This window comes from Paenibacillus daejeonensis DSM 15491, assembly GCF_000378385.1.
In the GTDB taxonomy this organism is placed as follows: Bacteria; Bacillota; Bacilli; order Paenibacillales; family Paenibacillaceae; genus Paenibacillus_D; species Paenibacillus_D daejeonensis.
In genome coordinates this window covers 246,400-263,935 of sequence record NZ_KB899662.1, presented here as the reverse complement: position 1 = coordinate 263,935, position 17,536 = coordinate 246,400, and the positions used below count along the sequence as shown (strand labels likewise).

Genomic DNA, 17,536 nt, shown 5'->3' with positions numbered 1-17,536 from the left:
TTTACCCGTTATTGTACCTCTTCAATGGAGACCAGCCAGAGCTGCGTAACTTGCTCCCCATCTACATCTTGGGTTTCCTCTACATATTCGAATTGGACTTGTGCGTCCGGTTCAATGTTATTGATCGTCTCGGTCATTGCTTCTTCATATTGAAAGGCAGTCGGGCCATCTGCGGTTTCAATCTCAATGGAGTGCGTGTCCATGATGCCCACAAACCGACCTTCATCCATCATTGCCGCTGGTTCGTTTGAATCATTGCCCTCGCCCGCTGGTGGCGTCTCCGTCTCAGCTGGTTCTTCCGGAGCAGGCTCCGGCTCGGGGTCCGTCTCTGTGTTGTCTGGCTCTGGCGCCGGCGCCGGAGTATTGGTCCCCGGATCGGTTGGCGTGTTGTTGGCATTGTTGTTATTGCCACAAGCTGCTGTGATCGCCATGATAAGCATCAAAGCCACGATCAATACCAGCTTCGGGCTATGTACATAGGATTTCTTGTTGTTCATAATGCATGCACCTCCTGATGGTTTAACGAATCATTACCCTTGGAGCTCGCGGCTCAATCGTAACGAGTGTACCTGACACAAAGCCGTCAAACTCCGAGCAAAAACAAACCCCGTCCGCTACTTAAGAGGACGAGGTCTTGGATGTCTGAAGCAAATGCTCGTATGGGGAATAATCAATGTTTTGTTTTTTTAGAAAGGAAATCAGGCTGCGGTAATCGCGGGGCGGTGTGGCCAGGATATAACCTTCAATGCAATGATCCCTGGTAACCTCGTTAGCTCCACTCTCAATCGCAACTTGGCCGATGCGCGCAGCAATTGAATGCTTGGCGATGTCCCGGAAAGGGGTCGGCACAGGCGAAGCCAGCTGATCCAAGAACTGCTTGGATTCCTCGGTCCACATCGGACGGCTGCGCTCTACCCAGTAATTCTGCCAGTCCAGCTTGGATTTTCCATCCTGCTTGGGCAGTACCTTCAAAAATTTGCGAAACATAAAAAAGCCGCCAATTGCCATAAAAACGACCATGACGACGCCCCAGAACACGATAAAATACATAAACCCGTCGGGTGCGCTAGGCATCTTCCAATCACCTCACTAGTAATTATACCGTATTCCTAGATTTATTTCGATATTCCCTGTAAAATAAGATGAATCGAAAGAGGAAGGGAGCAAGATAAGCCATGTTGAAGATTGGCTCGCACGTCTCATTTTCAAGCAAGGGGCTGTTAACCGCTGCGCAAGAGGCGGCTACCTACGGCTCAAGCTCTTTTATGATTTATACCGGTGCACCTCAAAACACGCGGCGCAAGCCGATGGATGAATTATATATTAATGAAGGCAAGGAAGCGATGCAAGCGAGCGGGATCGAAGAAATTGTAGTCCATGCCCCTTATATTATTAATCTTGGCTCATACAAGGATGCGACATACAAGCTGGCGGTAGATTTTCTGCAGGAAGAGATGCGCCGCACGCATCATATCGGCGTTCGCAATATTGTCCTTCATCCCGGTGCATACACAGACAAGGATGTCGATTACGGAATTAACCGGATTGCCGAAGGGCTGAACGAGGTGCTGAATGGCACCAAGGAAACCGACGTCAATATCGCGCTGGAGACCATGGCCGGGAAGGGCACAGAGGTAGGTCGGAGCTTCGAGGAGCTAGCCCGAATTATCGAGAAAGTGGACCAGAACGACCGGCTTACCGTATGCATGGATACCTGCCATATGCATGATTCCGGCTATGATCTCATTCACGATCTGGACGGCGTACTGAAGCAATTTGATGATCTTGTGGGGTTAAACCGTGTAGCGGTCGTTCATGTGAACGATACGAAAAATCCGAGAGGCGCCGGCAAAGACCGTCATGCTCCTATCGGCGCGGGATGGCTGGGTCATGAGGCGCTGCATGCTATCGTACATCACGAGCTGCTCGCCGGACGTCCGTTTATTCTGGAAACGCCATGGATCGGCAAAGAGGCCAAGACCCAACGTCCAATGTATGAAGCAGAGATTGCCTTGCTGCGGGGCAATGTGCAGGAGCGGTTCGGCGATGAGTTCCTGGGGCATGTCGAGCGATTGCATCATTTCTTCGAAAAAGAAGGCATTGATCCGCGCAGTTATGTCATCAATAGCTGGGATACGCTCAAAAACGATGCCAAAGCCAAAAAAGCCGATCCCCGAGAGCCGATGGAACGGCTGTACGACCTCGTTGTGGAGAACGATGTACTGCCCGATTTGAGCGAAGAGGCGATTAACCAGAGGCTCACGGCATGGTTTGCCGGTAAATCCGTATTGGTGAATGCTTGATTATACTAACTCAGTACTTGAGAACAATGGAAGGAAGATAGAGTTATGTCTGCAAATACGTATCAAACGCCCAATTACAAAGAAGATCCAGCCAAGCGCAACCGCGCCCGGATGCTGATCTCGTGCCCGGACCGTCCAGGTATCGTAGCAGCCGTGTCGCATTTCCTGCATGAGCAGGGTGCAAATATCGTGCAATCAGACCAATATACGATGAATCCTGAAGGCGGCATGTTCTTTATTCGCTTTGAGTTCGATCTGGCTGACCTAGATAAGCAGCTGCCTGTGCTGCAAGAGGATTTTGGCCGAATCGCTGACCGTTTCCAGATGAAATGGTCCACTTTCCGTGCAAGTCGCAAGAAGCGTCTGGCAATCTTTGTATCCAAAGAGGATCACTGTCTGCTGGAGCTGCTCTGGCAGTGGCAGGCGGGGGACCTGGATGCCGAGATTTCTATGGTCATCAGCAATCATCCGGATATGAAAGGGATCGTTGAGCCTTTTGGCATCCCGTTCTACCATGTACCGGTAACTGCCAATACCAAGGAAGAGGCTGAGAAGAAACAGCTGGAGCTGGTAGCCGACAAGGTCGATGTCATCGTGTTGGCCCGCTATATGCAGATCATCACGCCGAAGTTCATTGAGCATTATCCAAACCGGATTATTAACATTCACCATTCCTTCCTGCCGGCGTTTGTAGGCGGCAAGCCGTATGCTCAGGCGTACACGCGCGGGGTTAAAATCATCGGCGCCACAGCTCACTTCGTCACGGAGGAATTGGATGGCGGACCGATCATTGAGCAGGATATTCAACGGGTCAGCCATCGCGACAATGTCGACGATCTGAAGCGGATCGGCCGAACCATCGAGCGTACGGTACTGGCGAGAGCCGTCAAATGGCATATTGAGGATCGTATCCTCGTGCACGGCAATAAAACAGTTGTGTTCAATTAAGCGTCTCACTCAGGCCGCAGGAACTGGAGCCTCCAGATCCTGCGGCTTTTTCTTATGTATTAGAAGCTGTGATGGTTCTAGTGCATGCTGGGAATAATATCTCGGTGAGGTAAAATCAAGCGATTATTGACGATTACATAGCTCATTTGTCTGCTGCGCTCGAATCCCCTTACCGGGTCGGCTCACTTGGGTATGGAAAAGCGAGGGCGCAAATGGTACAATATTTCATAGCCATTGCGGAGAACACTCTCGCAAAACCAGAGATAGAGATAAGATAAAACGCATGATCAGAACAGGTATGGGAGGAAATACAAACATGACAGTTATTCAAAAATCTATCGATCAGCTCTCGATCGATACGATCCGGACACTAGCCATCGACGCGATCGAGAAAGCAAAGTCCGGCCATCCGGGCATGCCTATGGGTGCCGCTCCGATGGGGTATCAATTGTTTGCCAAAAACATGAACCACAACCCGTCGAATCCGACGTGGCTGAACCGCGACCGCTTCGTTTTGTCCGCAGGTCACGGCTCCATGCTGTTGTACAGCCTGCTTCACCTGTCCGGATATGATCTGCCGCTGGAAGAGCTGAAGAACTTCCGCCAATGGGATTCCAAAACACCGGGGCATCCGGAATGGGGCCACACTGCTGGTGTAGATGCTACGACTGGACCGCTTGGACAAGGTCTGGGTATGTCGGTCGGCATGGCCATGGCAGAAGCCCAACTGGCTGCTACCTACAATAAAGAAAACTTCGACATTGTTAACCACTTCACATATGTAATCTGTGGCGACGGCGACCTGATGGAGGGAATCTCCAGTGAAGCTGCATCGCTCGCTGGCCATCTCAAGCTTGGCAAGCTGATCGTGCTCTATGATTCGAATGATATCTCGCTTGACGGTGAGTTGAACCTCTCCTTCTCCGAGAACGCACAGCAGCGCTTTGAAGCGTACGGCTGGCAAGTGCTTCGCGTTGAGGACGGCAACGATCTGCCAGCACTCGAGAAAGCAATCGCTGAAGCGCAAGCTGAGACTGGCAAGCCTACGCTGATCGAAGTGAAAACGGTCATCGGTTACGGTAGCCCGAATAAAGGCGGCAAAGGCGGTCATGCTGGACCACATGGTTCCCCGCTGGGACCGGACGAAACTAAGCTCACCAAAGAATATTACAAATGGACGGCAGAAGAAGACTTCTACGTATCGGAAGAAGTACGTGGTCATTTTGCAGACGTCAAAAAACGCGGCGAAGAAGCCAACCAAGCATGGGACAAGTTGCTTGCATCCTACAAAGAAGCTCATCCTGAGCTGGCGGCGCAGCTTGAGCAAGCTATCGCTGGTGAACTGCCTGAAGGTTGGGACAGTGAACTGCCTACTTACACACCAGAGGACAAAGCGGTCTCGACACGCGTTGCTGGTGGCAATGCGCTTAACGCATTGGCAGCCAAAGTTCCTAGCATTGTAGGCGGCTCTGCTGACCTGGAGAGCTCCACAATGACTCACCTTAAGGGCTTGCCGGTCTTCAAAGCAGGCCAGTATGATGGACGCAACATCTACTTTGGCGTACGTGAATTTGGTATGGCCGCAGCGATGAACGGCATTATGCTGCATGGCGGACTGAAGGTGTACGGTGGTACGTTCTTCGTCTTCACTGATTATCTTCGTCCAGCTGTGCGTCTGGCAGCCATTCAAAAACTGCCAGTTGTTTATGTTCTGACACATGACAGTATCGCTGTGGGTGAAGACGGCCCGACGCATGAGCCGATCGAGCAGCTTGCATCGCTTCGTGTCATTCCGGAGCTGACCGTTCTGCGTCCAGCAGATGCCAATGAAACTTCCGCAGCATGGGCATACGCGGTTGCCAATACTGGCAAGCCTGTAGCACTCGTACTGACGCGTCAAAACCTGCCGATTCTGGAAGGTACGGCAGAGCAAGCTCGTGAAGGCATCGCGCGCGGTGCATACGTTGTCTCCAAGGAGCAAGGTCAGGCGCAAGCTCAGCTGATCGCTACCGGTTCCGAGGTTCAACTCGCAGTTGCCGCTCAAAAGGCGCTGGCAGAAGAGGGAATCCAGGTACGTGTCATCAGCATGCCGAGCTGGGATCTGTTCGACCAACAATCCAAGGAATACCGCCAGTCCGTTCTGCTGCCTGACGTGAAGGCACGCCTGGCAATCGAGATGGCTTCGCCATTTGGTTGGGAGCGTTATGTCGGCGACGAAGGCGATATTCTGGGCATCTCTACGTTTGGCGCATCCGCTCCTGGCGACCGCGTCATCAAAGAGTATGGCTTCACCGTGGAGAATGTGGTCAGCAAAGTCAAGGCGCTGCTGTAGTCAAGCAGCCCGCATAAAAAGGAGCGCATCATGTCCCAATTCGATCAAGTATCCGTCGTTAAAAAAGCAAATGTATACTTTGACGGCAAAGTAACCAGCCGTGCAGTGATCTTCCCGGACGGCACCAAGAAGACGTTAGGCATTATGCTGCCTGGCGACTATGAATTCGGTACTGACCAGAAGGAAATCATGGAAATCATGGCTGGCGACCTGAAAGTGCTGCTGCCGGGTGAAACCGAATGGCTGCACATCCAGGGCGAAGGGGAATTCATCGTTCCTGCCAATGCCAAGTTCAAACTCCAGATTGCAGCTGTAACTGACTACTGCTGTTCGTATATTAGCGAGTAGAGTAAAGGAAGGACTGTACCGGCGGTCCGCTACGGCGGAACCCGGGCAGTCCTTTGCAGTATGCCTGACCCCATTCGTTTAAAGGAGGCTATTCAATTATGAGTAAAACTGTTTCTTTTGATTACAGCAAAGCATCCGCATTTGTCGGACAGCATGAAGTGGACTATCTGGAGGGAGCCGTTCGTCTGGCTCACGAGCAGTTACATAACGGAACAGGTGCCGGCTCCGATTACCTCGGGTGGATCGACCTGCCGGTTAATTATGATAAAGAAGAGTTTGCACGCATCGAGCAAGCAGCCCAGAAGATCCAGAACGACTCCGAGGTGCTCGTGGTTATCGGCATCGGCGGTTCCTACCTGGGTGCGCGGGCGGCGATTGAGATGCTCTCGCATTCCTTCTATAATGTGCAGACTCGCGACCAGCGCAAGACGCCTCAAATTTTCTTCGCAGGCAACAACATCAGCTCCACCTATGTTACCCATCTGAAGCAGCTGCTCGAAGGCCGTGACTGGTCGATCAACGTGATCTCCAAGTCGGGGACGACAACCGAGCCGGCTATTGCGTTCCGGATTTTCCGTGATGCATTGGAGCAGCAGTACGGCAAGGAAGAAGCGCGCAAGCGGATCTACGCGACAACTGACCGTGAAAAAGGTGCACTGAAGAAGCTGGCCACCGAAGAAGGCTACGAGTCCTTCATTATTCCAGATGATGTAGGCGGACGTTATTCCGTTCTGACTGCCGTTGGTCTTCTGCCGATCGCAGCTGCTGGCATCGATATTCAATCGATGATGCAGGGCGCAGCTGACGCTTCCAAGGAATACAGCAACCCGAATCTGGCTGAAAACGAGAGCTACCAGTATGCTGCAGTACGTAACGCGCTTTACCGCAAAGGCAAGGATACAGAAATTCTCGTCAATTACGAGCCGTCCCTGCACTTTGTATCGGAATGGTGGAAGCAGCTGTACGGCGAGAGCGAAGGCAAAGACTTCAAAGGCATCTTCCCGGCTGCTGTTGATTTCTCCACGGATCTTCACTCCATGGGTCAATTCATTCAAGAGGGCAACCGCAACCTGTTCGAAACCGTCATCCAGGTGGGTGAGGTACCGGAGCAGATTACGATTGAGAAGAATGAAGACGACCTGGATGGTCTGAACTTCCTGGCTGGCAAGACGCTGGACTTCGTCAACAAAAAGGCGTTTGAAGGCACACTGCTGGCGCATACCGACGGCAATGTACCGAACCTGGTTGTCAATATCAAAGATATGACGCCGTACACGTTCGGATACCTGGTCTATTTCTTCGAGAAGGCGTGCGGCATCAGCGGTTACCTGCTGGGCGTTAATCCTTTCGACCAACCGGGCGTTGAAGCGTACAAAAAGAATATGTTCGCCTTGCTGGGCAAGCCGGGCTTTGAGAAAGAAAAAGCTGAGCTGGAAGCCCGCCTGTAAGGCAGGATTCGACTATGCTTAGCCGTTATACAACTGTACGACAATTTGGAAACAAGGAAATCGTCATCAAGAAATCCCGATTCATCGGCCACGCCAAGCCTGTGACATCTGAAGCGGAGGCAGCAGCCTTCATCGAGGAGATCAAGAAGCAGCATTGGAACGCGACACACAACTGCTCGGCGTACATGATTGGGGAGAGGGACGAGGTGCAAAAGCAGTCCGATGACGGTGAACCGAGCGGTACGGCTGGCAAACCGATGCTGGAAGTGATCAAGAACCGGGGCGTCAAAAATGTCGCTATTGTTGTGACTCGTTATTTTGGCGGAATCATGCTGGGAGCAGGCGGCCTCATCCGTGCCTACACGGATGGAGCTGTCGCTGCGCTCGAGGCGGCAGAGGAGATTGTCAACGTTCTGCACCGCGAAGTCCATGTTGAAGTGGATTATACGTGGCATGGCAAGCTGGAGAACGCGTTTCATCAACGCGAGGTCCGTCTGGGCGGCACCGAGTTCACGGACAAAGTGACGGTCACCTGCCTGCCCGAGGCCGAGGAAGCGGAACGATTCGCAGCCTGGATCACAGACCTGACCCAGGGACAGGCCGTCATCACCCTCGGCGACGAGCTTTACTGCATCGAAGGCGAATAGCCCCGGGGATGCCCAATAGTCGCTTTTCAGCACCTAAGAGTTTCCGAAGGAAACTAGCTTCGTAAGCACAGGAGGCACGACGAAATGAGGAGCGGAGCGTAGTTAAGACTACGTGAGCACCTAAGAGTTTCCGGAGTAAACTAGCTTCGGAAGCATAGGCTTAGTTTCGACTGGCTTCAAGATTCGATGTCGAATAGACTTCTATGAGTTACTTCGTGATCAACAGTCGCTTTTCAGCACCGAGAAGGTTGGAGACAGGAGGAATTGAGGAGCGGAGCGTAGTTAAGACTACGTGAGCACCGGAAGTTTCGACTGGCTTCAAGATTCGATGTCGAATAGACTTCTATGAGTTACTTCGTGATCAAAAGCGACCCTGCATGTTTTGGCTTGTATATGCATAGGGTTCCTATAGAGAAGGATGTGTAGTTGCGTCCTTCCATACCTGACGGATACAGGGAGGAATCGCTATGGCAGCCAGGCGGTTTGCAGCGCTTGCGGGACTCGTCTTCGGATTTATGGGAATTGTCGGTTTGTTCGCTGACCAGCTGTTCGGCCTGCTTCATCTGCACTCGTCGCATACCGTGCTGTACCTGTTGGCTGGACTGCTTGGTCTGCTGGCGGCCTCCGAGGAAGGGTATGCTTGTCGCTATGCACAAGTGCTCGGAACCGTGACCATTGTGCTGAGTGTGCTTGGTGTCTTTACGGGCAATGTGTTTGGACTCATGACACTCGGGCTCGCCGATCACATCCTCCACTTCATCACGGGGGCGATTGCGCTCTACATTGGCTTTGTCCTCGTGGAGTCACGGGCTCCGGTGCGCTCGCGGCGCACGGTGTAGGAGAATGACTTAACGCGAATACACCATACAACGCTTGCTTGAAGCCCGAAGACAGGGGCGCCCAAGCAAGTGTTGTTTTTAATTAGTCCCTAAGCTACTGTCCGCCCCAATAAGCACGAAAATTCGAATATAATCAGCTCCTGAGCCACCGTTGATCCAAATAAACACGAAATTTCGAATACAATTGGCTCCTGAGCCACCGTTGCCCCAAATAAACACGAAATTTCGAATACAATTGGCTCCTGAGCCACCGTCCGCCCAAATAAACACGAAATTTCGAATACAATTGGCTCCTGAGCCACCGTCTGCCCAAATAAGCACGAAAATTCGAATATAATATAGCCCCTGAGCCGCCGTCCGCCCCAATAAGCACGAAATTTCGAACATAATTGCCCCCTGAGCCTTAGGCATACGCTGTCCCCGGATTTCACACCCCTAATAGGGGTGGAACCAAGGGAATCTGGGGACAACGGCGCTTGTAAGATCGATCCGTGACTGTAGGTTCCCATTTGAGGGCAGCCTGTCATGTGGTATGATGAGGCAGACGCAGCACGATATAATCAGTGTAGATTGATCCATTCAGGAGGTCTCGCACGTATGACGACGTCCGATCCACATCGCTCCAGCGTCATGTATGCCAATTATTCCACGCACACCAAGCCTCACGCCGTAAGGTATCATGATGGATTGAAATGCTATTTGTTCCGGCTTCAGGTGGAGGGTATCTGCCGCGCGCTGGTTGCAGGGCAATATGAGACCATCATCCCCGGCGATCTGCTCATCTATCCACCCAATCAGGCGTATGATCTCAGTGTGCAGCCCCGAAGTCTATCGGAACCGGATGCTATTCAACCCGTGAGTGACTATTTTCTCATGGGTAATGGGGAATGGCTGGATAACTGGTGGCAAACGAAAAGCATACCCGCCCGGACGAACATCGGTTTTGACGATACCGTCATTACACTATGGAAGCATATCATCAGCGAAAAGAAAAAAGTTATGCAAAATCAAGCAGAAATCATGGATTATCTTCTAAAGGCCTTTTGCTTAACCCTGGAACAAGTCATTTCTACCAACCAGCGTGCCCCAGGTGGAGACATCGCACGCAAGCTGAAAGAGTTCATTGAGCATCATGCCCATGAGCCTCTCCGTTTGGAGGATATCTCGGCTTCGGTCGGGTTAAGCGTTTCCCGCTGCTCGTACTTGTTCAAATCAGCTTATGGCCGGTCGCTGTTCGCCTACTGCATCGATGTCAGGCTGAAGCTTGCCGAGCAGCAGGTGCTATATACCAGTCTTCCGCTAGAGCAGGTTGCCGAAAAAACGGGTTTTCAGAGCTATCCTCATTTCTGTCGCATGTTCCGTGAGCGGTTCGGATATCCGCCGGGTGAATACCGCCACACCTTCGGGATAGGGTTCAACGAAGGGGACACAGGTCTTATTCATCCGTAAACAAAACCTGCTTTTCTTGAACGAGCACTTGATGCAGCTGCTCATATGGGACATGCTGAACAATGCCGTCTGCATCTAGAGCCAAGGCGGCAGCGACCGCAGCCGACTGTCCCAAAATCATAAATACAGGCTCCATCCGAATCGAGCCATAGGCTGCATGAGTCGCTGAGACACATACTGGTACGATCAGATTGGTGCACTCTTGCGGTTTGGGCACAATCGCCCGATAACTGATGGGATAAGGGGCTTTCAACCGTTCATAAAATCCGCCCTCCGAGCTGACATGGCCGTCTTCATTGACATAGTACTGCGTGTGATGCGAGTCCATAGCAAAGGAGCCCATGCCTATGGAATCGGTTGCCTCGTCTACCCGTCTGACTGCATGCTCGGTGACGACGTAGTCGCTGACCATTCTGCGGGATTCTCGGACGTACAGTTGCGGTGTCCAATGGTTGCTGTCTGTAAATTCATCAAGAGCCAAGCCCCACGGTTTGTACACGGCCCGGATGTCCTCCGGTACACGCGGGTGGTTCTGAATTGTCCAGACATACCCTTGTTGATAGATGCGATGGGCATGCCACATTTGTTCTCTAGTAGCATAATCTGCTTCGGGATAGCTGTGGTTCATACCGTTGTAATCGGTAGAGATGCCGCTGTTGTTATTGGAGTCCGTCTTGTCCGCAGTGACCCTATTCAGTTTGAAGAATTTCGATGATTGACCCTGCTCGATAGCCCGGAACAAAATCTCATAATCGGCCTCGTCATATCCTTCAGGCTTCTGAATATCCAGGCGGTTGTCCGGATTGTTCGTCAAACACATACGAAAGTTATAGGCTTGAACGTTGGTGTCTCCATCGCCGAAGCGTCCACCGGCGTTCGGATTGACGCGACGAAGCAAGCCGCTCGAGGGCACACCTTTGACGATATAAGGATCGATTCCGCTGGGCAGCTCATTTCCGGAGTGAATACCGTTCAAGGTCTCTCCGTATTGTGCATTCGACTCGCGACCAGTAACATAGGATACGCCGGACTTGGCCATCAGGTCGCCTTCATACGTCGCATCGATAAAGATCTGGCCGCGATACACCTTCCCGGATTCCATCTGGATCGAGGTGATGCTGGTGCCTTGCTTTTCCACGCCGTCCTGGAGCTCCAGTCTTTCACCGTACACGACTTCGATCTGGCTTTCCTTCACCCACTCCAGTAAAACCTCGAGCGCCACTTTGGGTTCAAACAGCCAACGGGCTCCATCCTGGTCGTATTTTCTGGCAATGCGGCGGTAAAACTCCAAAGACAGACCACCGACGGCTTCCTCCATTCCGATATCCGTATCTCCCAGTCCGCCGGTGGTCATGCCGCCGATCCGACGACTTGGCTCAAGGACTACCACGCTTTTGCCCATAGACTTGGCTTGAAGAGCTGCAACGATACCTGCAGCCGTTCCTCCGTAAATGACGATATCATACGATTCTTCCTGGTTCATGTTACGCCTCCTTGACTCTTCATTCGCTTTCAAACGCTATTATAAACTGCAGACGGATGAGGCGAGAATGATGAATCTTCCTTTTTCACTTGATGGATCTTACTGTTTGAGGGAGGCAGCAGCAGGACAGTTAAATTGTCGCCCTGGAGAGTTGTCCTGCCCCACTCCTTTCTTATTGGAGAGCGCTTATAATTCAACTTGTCAGGCCATGTTGTCATGGAAGGAGGCTGAATCAGCTAATTAGCTGTCTGGCTTTACCGAAAAAATGATAGCGCCTTCACAGATCGCAACCCGGCATCCGGTTGGGCGAACGGAAATGCGATGTGCTGCCTGATTGACGGATGGGCAGAAAAATCAGGTTGAGGAGGTAGTTATGCTTACTATGACACGAAAAACCTTTCATCTGTTGGTGGTGCTCGTCATGATAATGACTGCTGTTATGCCGTATGCGGCTCATGCCATCGAGTTCGTGGAGAGCGAGACAATTTCTTCAGTCGATGTGGTGGATGAGACAGAAGAGGTAGTTGAAGAAGGAGAAGGGACAGATGAGACGGATGCAGTAGATGAGGTGGATTTGGAGGATTTAGTTTCTGCACAGATCGCTGCGGCTCCGGCAACCATCCAAAATTATCCGAAACCTTCCATCTACGCCGCATCCAGCGTATTCTCACTAAAAGCTGATAACCAAACGGTTCCGGTCCTGAGCTATATGCCGGACTATGATTATGCTCACTTTTCATTTGACGGCACGGTCAGTCTTGAAGTGACAGTGAATGAGCCGATTACTTCGTATTCCATCAGTCCCTTGGCCAAAAAAATCCAGGGTACGGTAAGCGGCAACAAGTTAACCTTTTCGCTGTCCTCCTCAACCTATGTAATTGTAGAAATTAATGGTGCGAGAAAACGGATCGTGATCGCCGCCGATCCGCTGGAGACAAATATTCCGCCCTCCACCGGATCAGGGATCTATAATGTGACGCAGTCGCCCTACAACGCGGACAAGACGGGAGTGGCGATGGCTACAACCGCGATTCAGCGGGCAATCGATGACGCCAACCAAGCTGGCGGGGGTGTCGTTTTCATTCCTGCGGGCATCTACAAAAGTGGGAATCTTACCTTGAAGAGCAATGTGACCTTCTATCTTGCTGGTGGCGCGGTCATTGTCGGGACGGGCAGAGGTGAGGATTACCGGAATGACTTTCGTAAGGATTCACGAAATGCGGATGGTACGTATTTTATCCGGACAGCGGTGAACTCCAACAATATTACGGTCAGGGGACGCGGCACCATCGACGGTAAAGGGATTGCGATGCGTGAGCGGAGGATGCCAGCACCGAACAAAAATGAAGGCTTTCTCAACAATCTGCTCGTTCCCATCGCTACCTCCAATTTTAATTTTGACGGTCTGATTCTGCGGGATAGCGGGTTCTGGTCGTTCATGGTGGTGCGTTCCGACAATGTGACGATCAAGAATCTCAAGGGATTTCAGGATCTGTACAAAATCGAAAATGATGTTATCGATATCAACGAGAGTCAAAACGTGCTCGTCCAGCATTCAATTGCGATCTCGGATGATGACACCTATTCTACGAAAACCTGGCTGCAAACGGGGATGTCCAAAGACTGGCCAGGGCCGCTGGAGCATCTGGAGAATGTCGTCTTTGATGATGCGTTCGCTTGGACAAGATGTGCAGCGTTCAAAATCGGCATGGGGGTAGCCCAGCCACAGATCGGGGTGACGATTCGCAACTCTTATGTCTATCAAAGCGCTCGCGCTCTACTTGTGGACCATGGGTACACCCAGAATACGCTGCCGCAAGAAGGATATGCGCATAACATTACGTTTGACAATATTGATATTGAGCGCGTTGAAATTAACCAATTCGGCAATTATTGGCTAGGGGTCTCGACCAGCACCTCCGGCGATGTGAGCAATGTCGTGGTCAAAAATATTAATATCCGCCAACTGGGAGGCCAGCAGTCCCGGCTGTCAGGCAATGTCACTCGCGGTGGCAAGGTCCGGGACGTCACGTTCTCGGATATCTACGTCAAAGGTAATCTTGCAACAACCGTGAGCGACCTGAAAATCAACGTAGCGAATGCGAATGTCGAAGGCATCCGTTTTGCCAATTCCAAGCCAAGACTGTTCAGCGACAATTTCGAGGACGGCGATCTGGCAGGGTGGACAACAGTCGCAGGCAATTGGAGCGTGCCGACGGCCGGCGATAATAAGGTGTTGTCCAGCGGCAGTCAGACCAATACCTCGATGATTACTGCAGGTAGCGGCGGTACATGGAAGGATTATACGTATGAAGCCGGAGTGAGAGTGCCTTACGTCAATGCCAATGCCGGCCTGGTATTCAGGGTCATGAACGCCAACAATTATTATCTGTATCGTATCAATGCAGCCAATCAGACACTGGAGCTGTATAAATCGATCCAGGGACAATTGACGCTTGTGGCGAGCACGCCGTTCGCAGCCCAGGAGAAGCAGTGGTACAAACTCAAAGCCATTGTTCAGGGGAACACGATTGCCGGTTACGTGGATGGGCAATTAAAAATGCAATGGACGAATCCAGTGACAGAGTTGACGTCAGGGGGCATCGGGTTCCGGACGACCTCGGCGGGCGTGCATTTTGACGATGCTGTCGTTGCACCCATTAATTATGCGCCAACCAATATCGCCCTCTCCCATAGCACTGTAGCTGAGAATACGACGGCTGGCGGCATGGTCGGAGCCTTCACGACCACCGATCCCGATGCTGGCGAGACCTTCTCGTACCAGCTCATTGCCGGAGCGGGAAGCAGCGACAACAACAGCTTCACCATTGCCGAGAACCGCTTATATCTCGCAGTAACACCGGATTACGAAACGAAGAACAGCTATAGTATCCGGGTGAGAAGCATGGATTCAGGCGGGCTATATGTTGACAAAAATTTCACGATTCAAGTATCGGATGTGAGCGAGCCTGCCCCGCCATCGAATCATACGGTTACCGCATTCAGCGCTAATTTCGAGAATGGAACGATGAGCGGATGGACACCTGCGTCTGGCTCCTGGAGTGTCAAGACCGACGGAACTCAAGTAATGACCCAGACGGCTTCGACGACGGCGTTAATTTCTGCTGGCAGTACATGGACGGATTACACGTATCAAGCGGAAGTAAAATTGCCGATCGTTAATGCCAATGCAGGGATCTTGTTCCGGCTCCAGGATGCCAACAATTATTACATGTATCGACTAAACGGAACGGCGCAACGGCTGGAGCTGTACAAGTCGGTCAATCAGGTTCTGACGCTTGTATCGAGCACGCCGTATACGACGCAGGCCAATCAGTGGGTTGAGCTGAAGGCTTATGTGAAGGGAAATACCATCAAAGCTTATGCCAACGGAGTGTTAAAGACGGAGTGGACGAATCCGATAACGGAATTGACAACAGGCAAAATCGGATTCCGCACCACCTCGGCGAATATTTCCTTTGATAACGCTGTTGTGCGGACTTCTTCCTAGTATTGTTCATGCGGTATAACCAGAGCTGTCCAGAAGCCGGAATGCGGCTTTACGGACAGCTTTTGGCTTATATCGGGAAAGCGTCTATATGGCATGGAGCTTGTGCTCCTTGCGATAGCGTTCTGGCGTCATGCCCGTATGCTCCTTGAATACGCGGCTGAAGTGCGAAGGGTGCTTGAATCCGACTTCGTAACCAATAGCAGTAATGCTGTTGCTAAGCTCGATTAATTGAAGCTTGGCCTGGTAAATTCGACGATGCATCAGATGCTGAAAAATCGTCATTCCTGTCACTTCTTTAAACGTTTTGGCCAAATAATATTTGCTTAAATGCAGCTCGTTTTGGATCGCTTCAAGCGTCATTTCCTCCCTAAACACAGCTTCTACATACGATATAATGGATTGGACATGCTGTTCCTTTAAGGTCGGGAATGAAGCTTGCGTTTGAAGTGGCTGTTCACAGTGATTATAAATGAGAATGAGCAGATCCAGCAGACGTGCCTGAAATCGTTGCTGCGCATGAGGCGTATGCTGCTGGTAGAGCTCTTCAAGCTTTTGCAGCTCGGCTTCCACCTCAGCTTTGTCTTCGCTTCTTAACTGCAGCCGGACATTGTGAAGCTTCTCGAATGGCGTAAGTAAATCCGGTGCGAAAGCAGGCTGAATATACTGTTTGAAGAAATAGGGATCGAAGTGCAGCGTGGTGCGGATGTAAGCATCGTTATTGATGACATGGGCTTTGTGCAAGGTCATACCGTGCATAAGCAGCATATCCCCTGGCTCCAGGCTATGAATGCGGTCGTTAATTAAATAATTGACCTTACCCCCGCGAAAATAATAAATTTCATAATGAAAGTGGGTGTGATATTGCGTCCGGTTGTTATAGCTGGTTGATGTATGAATGGTAAAGGGGGGCGTGATTCTTCGTTTGATATTCAATGAAATTCCTCCTGTAAGTACATTCGTCGTTCACCAATCACAGTCAAATGAGTGAGCAATTACGTTAATTTCAAAGAAGTTCGTTTCTTCCCGTCGTGGTACGATACCACTAAACATTCAAATGTGAAGGAGCTAACCGAACATGGAAGTGGTGCGTTTAGGCGTAATTGGACTGGGCAATATGGGCAAAGGACATATTCGTTATATCGTAAATGGAGAGGTACCCGGCGCCAAGCTGACGGCAGTCAGCGACATTGCGGAAGCGGGACGGCAATGGGCCAAGGATCACGCAGGCGAAGGAGTCAGCATCTACGCCGATCCCTATGCATTGCTGGATTCCGGCAAGGTTGACGGCGTATTGATTACTACGCCACATTATTCCCATCCGGAACTGGCCATTGCCTGCTTCCAGCGGGGCTTGCATGTTATGGTCGAGAAGCCTGCCGGCGTCTACACCAAGCAAGTTCGCGAGATGAATGAAGCATTTGCCAAAACAGACGTCAAATTCAGTATGATGTATAATCAGCGTACAAATCCGTTGTATCGTAAGCTGAAAGATTTGGTGGACAGCGGAGAGCTTGGCGAGATTCGGCGGACCAACTGGATTATTACAACCTGGTACCGCTCCCAAAGCTACTATGATTCCGGCACATGGCGAGCGACATGGGAAGGCGAAGGCGGTGGCGTTCTGCTGAATCAGGATCCGCATCAGCTCGATTTGTGGCAATGGACGATCAACATGATGCCCAAGCGCGTTCGCGCGTTCTGTTATTTCGGCAAACATCGTGACATTGAAGTGGAAGACGATGTCACCGCTTTTGTCGAATATGAGAATGGGGCGACTGGCGTATTCGTAACGACAACGGGCGAGACGCCGGGTACCAACAGACTGGAAATCATCGGCGACCGCGGCAAAATTGTCATTGAAGACGACAAGCTGACGTTCTGGCGCTTGCGTGTATCCGAACGGGAGTTCAATGCAACCTACAAGGGCGGCTTCGGCCAGCCGGAATGCTGGAGATGTGATGTTCCGGTCGTTGGCGAAAATTCCAATCATAAAGGCATAATGCGCAATTGGACAAACGCGATCCTGCATGGCGAAGAGCTGATCGCTCCTGGCGAAGAAGGCATTAAAGGATTGATGCTATCGAACGCGATGCTGCTCTCTACCTGGATCGATAATTGGGTGGAACTGCCAATCGATGAAGAGCTGTATTATACCCTCCTGCAGGAGAGGATTCAAAAATCCCGTTCCCGCAAAGGGAATTAACGTTGGAATAGTAACCCCCGCGTTA

Annotated in this window: 14 protein-coding genes; 10 read left to right on the top strand and 4 right to left on the bottom strand. The window is 51.3% G+C overall.

The window, feature by feature from the left end:
- Nucleotides 1-8: 8 nt before the first annotated feature.
- Complete coding sequence (locus F556_RS0114580) at nt 9-497, bottom strand: hypothetical protein (protein ID WP_020617711.1); 489 nt, start codon at nt 495-497, stop codon at nt 9-11.
- Between the two features lie 121 nt (nt 498-618).
- Nucleotides 619-1,074, bottom strand: a complete 456-nt coding sequence (locus F556_RS0114575) for a DUF2621 domain-containing protein (RefSeq protein WP_020617710.1) — start codon at nt 1,072-1,074, stop codon at nt 619-621.
- A 101-nt stretch (nt 1,075-1,175) separates the two neighbouring features.
- On the opposite strand from F556_RS0114575, the gene F556_RS0114570 reads away from it, so the two are divergent.
- The 8 genes from F556_RS0114570 to F556_RS0114530 all read left to right on the top strand — a co-directional run bounded on the left by F556_RS0114570 (nt 1,176) and on the right by F556_RS0114530 (nt 10,314).
- Nucleotides 1,176-2,303 (top strand): deoxyribonuclease IV, encoded by a 1,128-nt coding sequence (locus F556_RS0114570; RefSeq protein ID WP_020617709.1) that lies wholly within the window; start codon nt 1,176-1,178, stop codon nt 2,301-2,303.
- Between the two features lie 45 nt (nt 2,304-2,348).
- Nucleotides 2,349-3,251, top strand: coding sequence for a formyltetrahydrofolate deformylase (gene purU, locus F556_RS0114565; protein WP_020617708.1), 903 nt, complete (start codon nt 2,349-2,351; stop codon nt 3,249-3,251).
- Between the two features lie 316 nt (nt 3,252-3,567).
- Entirely contained in the window at nt 3,568-5,583 is a 2,016-nt protein-coding gene (gene tkt, locus F556_RS0114560) for a transketolase (RefSeq protein WP_020617707.1), read from the top strand.
- A 30-nt stretch (nt 5,584-5,613) separates the two neighbouring features.
- Nucleotides 5,614-5,931 (top strand): pyrimidine/purine nucleoside phosphorylase, encoded by a 318-nt coding sequence (gene ppnP / locus F556_RS0114555; protein WP_020617706.1) that lies wholly within the window; start codon nt 5,614-5,616, stop codon nt 5,929-5,931.
- Nucleotides 5,932-6,029: 98 nt separating this feature from the next.
- Entirely contained in the window at nt 6,030-7,379 is a 1,350-nt protein-coding gene (locus tag F556_RS0114550) for a glucose-6-phosphate isomerase (RefSeq protein WP_020617705.1), read from the top strand.
- Nucleotides 7,380-7,393: 14 nt separating this feature from the next.
- Nucleotides 7,394-8,026: a YigZ family protein gene (locus tag F556_RS0114545; protein WP_020617704.1), complete on the top strand. Its 633-nt coding sequence runs from the start codon at nt 7,394-7,396 to the stop codon at nt 8,024-8,026.
- Nucleotides 8,027-8,493: 467 nt separating this feature from the next.
- Complete coding sequence (locus F556_RS0114540) at nt 8,494-8,865, top strand: DUF4383 domain-containing protein (protein ID WP_020617703.1); 372 nt, start codon at nt 8,494-8,496, stop codon at nt 8,863-8,865.
- A gap of 597 nt (nt 8,866-9,462) precedes the next feature.
- On the top strand, nt 9,463-10,314 hold the full coding sequence (locus tag F556_RS0114530) for an AraC family transcriptional regulator (protein WP_020617701.1): 852 nt from the start codon (nt 9,463-9,465) through the stop codon (nt 10,312-10,314).
- Here the strand turns inward: F556_RS0114530 and F556_RS0114525 are convergent.
- A complete protein-coding gene (locus F556_RS0114525; protein ID WP_020617700.1) occupies nt 10,301-11,797 on the bottom strand; it encodes an FAD-dependent oxidoreductase in 1,497 nt (498 codons plus the stop codon). The genes F556_RS0114530 and F556_RS0114525 overlap by 14 nt on opposite strands.
- A 373-nt stretch (nt 11,798-12,170) precedes the next feature.
- Here F556_RS0114525 and F556_RS0114520 point away from each other — a divergent pair, with 373 nt between their 5' ends.
- The gene (locus F556_RS0114520; protein WP_020617699.1) at nt 12,171-15,308 is read left to right on the top strand and encodes a 3-keto-alpha-glucoside-1,2-lyase-like domain-containing protein; all 3,138 of its coding nucleotides are present in this window, start codon (nt 12,171-12,173) and stop codon (nt 15,306-15,308) included.
- Nucleotides 15,309-15,392: 84 nt separating this feature from the next.
- On the opposite strand, the gene F556_RS0114515 is transcribed toward F556_RS0114520, so the two are convergent.
- Nucleotides 15,393-16,241, bottom strand: a complete 849-nt coding sequence (locus tag F556_RS0114515) for a helix-turn-helix transcriptional regulator (protein ID WP_020617698.1) — start codon at nt 16,239-16,241, stop codon at nt 15,393-15,395.
- A 142-nt stretch (nt 16,242-16,383) separates the two neighbouring features.
- On the opposite strand from F556_RS0114515, the gene F556_RS0114510 reads away from it, so the two are divergent.
- Nucleotides 16,384-17,511 (top strand): Gfo/Idh/MocA family protein, encoded by a 1,128-nt coding sequence (locus F556_RS0114510; protein ID WP_020617697.1) that lies wholly within the window; start codon nt 16,384-16,386, stop codon nt 17,509-17,511.
- Nucleotides 17,512-17,536: the final 25 nt, after the last annotated feature.

Excerpts from the sequence above, each read along its gene's own strand:
- purU (WP_020617708.1), top strand. The coding sequence starts at position 2,349 with ATGTCTGCAAATACGTATCAAACGCCCAATTACAAAGAAGATCCAGCC.
- F556_RS0114520 (WP_020617699.1), top strand. The coding sequence starts at position 12,171 with ATGCTTACTATGACACGAAAAACCTTTCATCTGTTGGTGGTGCTCGTC.
- tkt (WP_020617707.1), top strand. The coding sequence starts at position 3,568 with ATGACAGTTATTCAAAAATCTATCGATCAGCTCTCGATCGATACGATC.
- F556_RS0114510 (WP_020617697.1), top strand. The coding sequence starts at position 16,384 with ATGGAAGTGGTGCGTTTAGGCGTAATTGGACTGGGCAATATGGGCAAA.
- F556_RS0114550 (WP_020617705.1), top strand. The coding sequence starts at position 6,030 with ATGAGTAAAACTGTTTCTTTTGATTACAGCAAAGCATCCGCATTTGTC.
- ppnP (WP_020617706.1), top strand. The coding sequence starts at position 5,614 with ATGTCCCAATTCGATCAAGTATCCGTCGTTAAAAAAGCAAATGTATAC.
- F556_RS0114570 (WP_020617709.1), top strand. The coding sequence starts at position 1,176 with ATGTTGAAGATTGGCTCGCACGTCTCATTTTCAAGCAAGGGGCTGTTA.
- F556_RS0114580 (WP_020617711.1), bottom strand. The coding sequence starts at position 497 with ATGAACAACAAGAAATCCTATGTACATAGCCCGAAGCTGGTATTGATC.
- F556_RS0114540 (WP_020617703.1), top strand. The coding sequence starts at position 8,494 with ATGGCAGCCAGGCGGTTTGCAGCGCTTGCGGGACTCGTCTTCGGATTT.
- F556_RS0114545 (WP_020617704.1), top strand. The coding sequence starts at position 7,394 with ATGCTTAGCCGTTATACAACTGTACGACAATTTGGAAACAAGGAAATC.
- F556_RS0114575 (WP_020617710.1), bottom strand. The coding sequence starts at position 1,074 with ATGCCTAGCGCACCCGACGGGTTTATGTATTTTATCGTGTTCTGGGGC.
- F556_RS0114530 (WP_020617701.1), top strand. The coding sequence starts at position 9,463 with ATGACGACGTCCGATCCACATCGCTCCAGCGTCATGTATGCCAATTAT.
- F556_RS0114525 (WP_020617700.1), bottom strand. The coding sequence starts at position 11,797 with ATGAACCAGGAAGAATCGTATGATATCGTCATTTACGGAGGAACGGCT.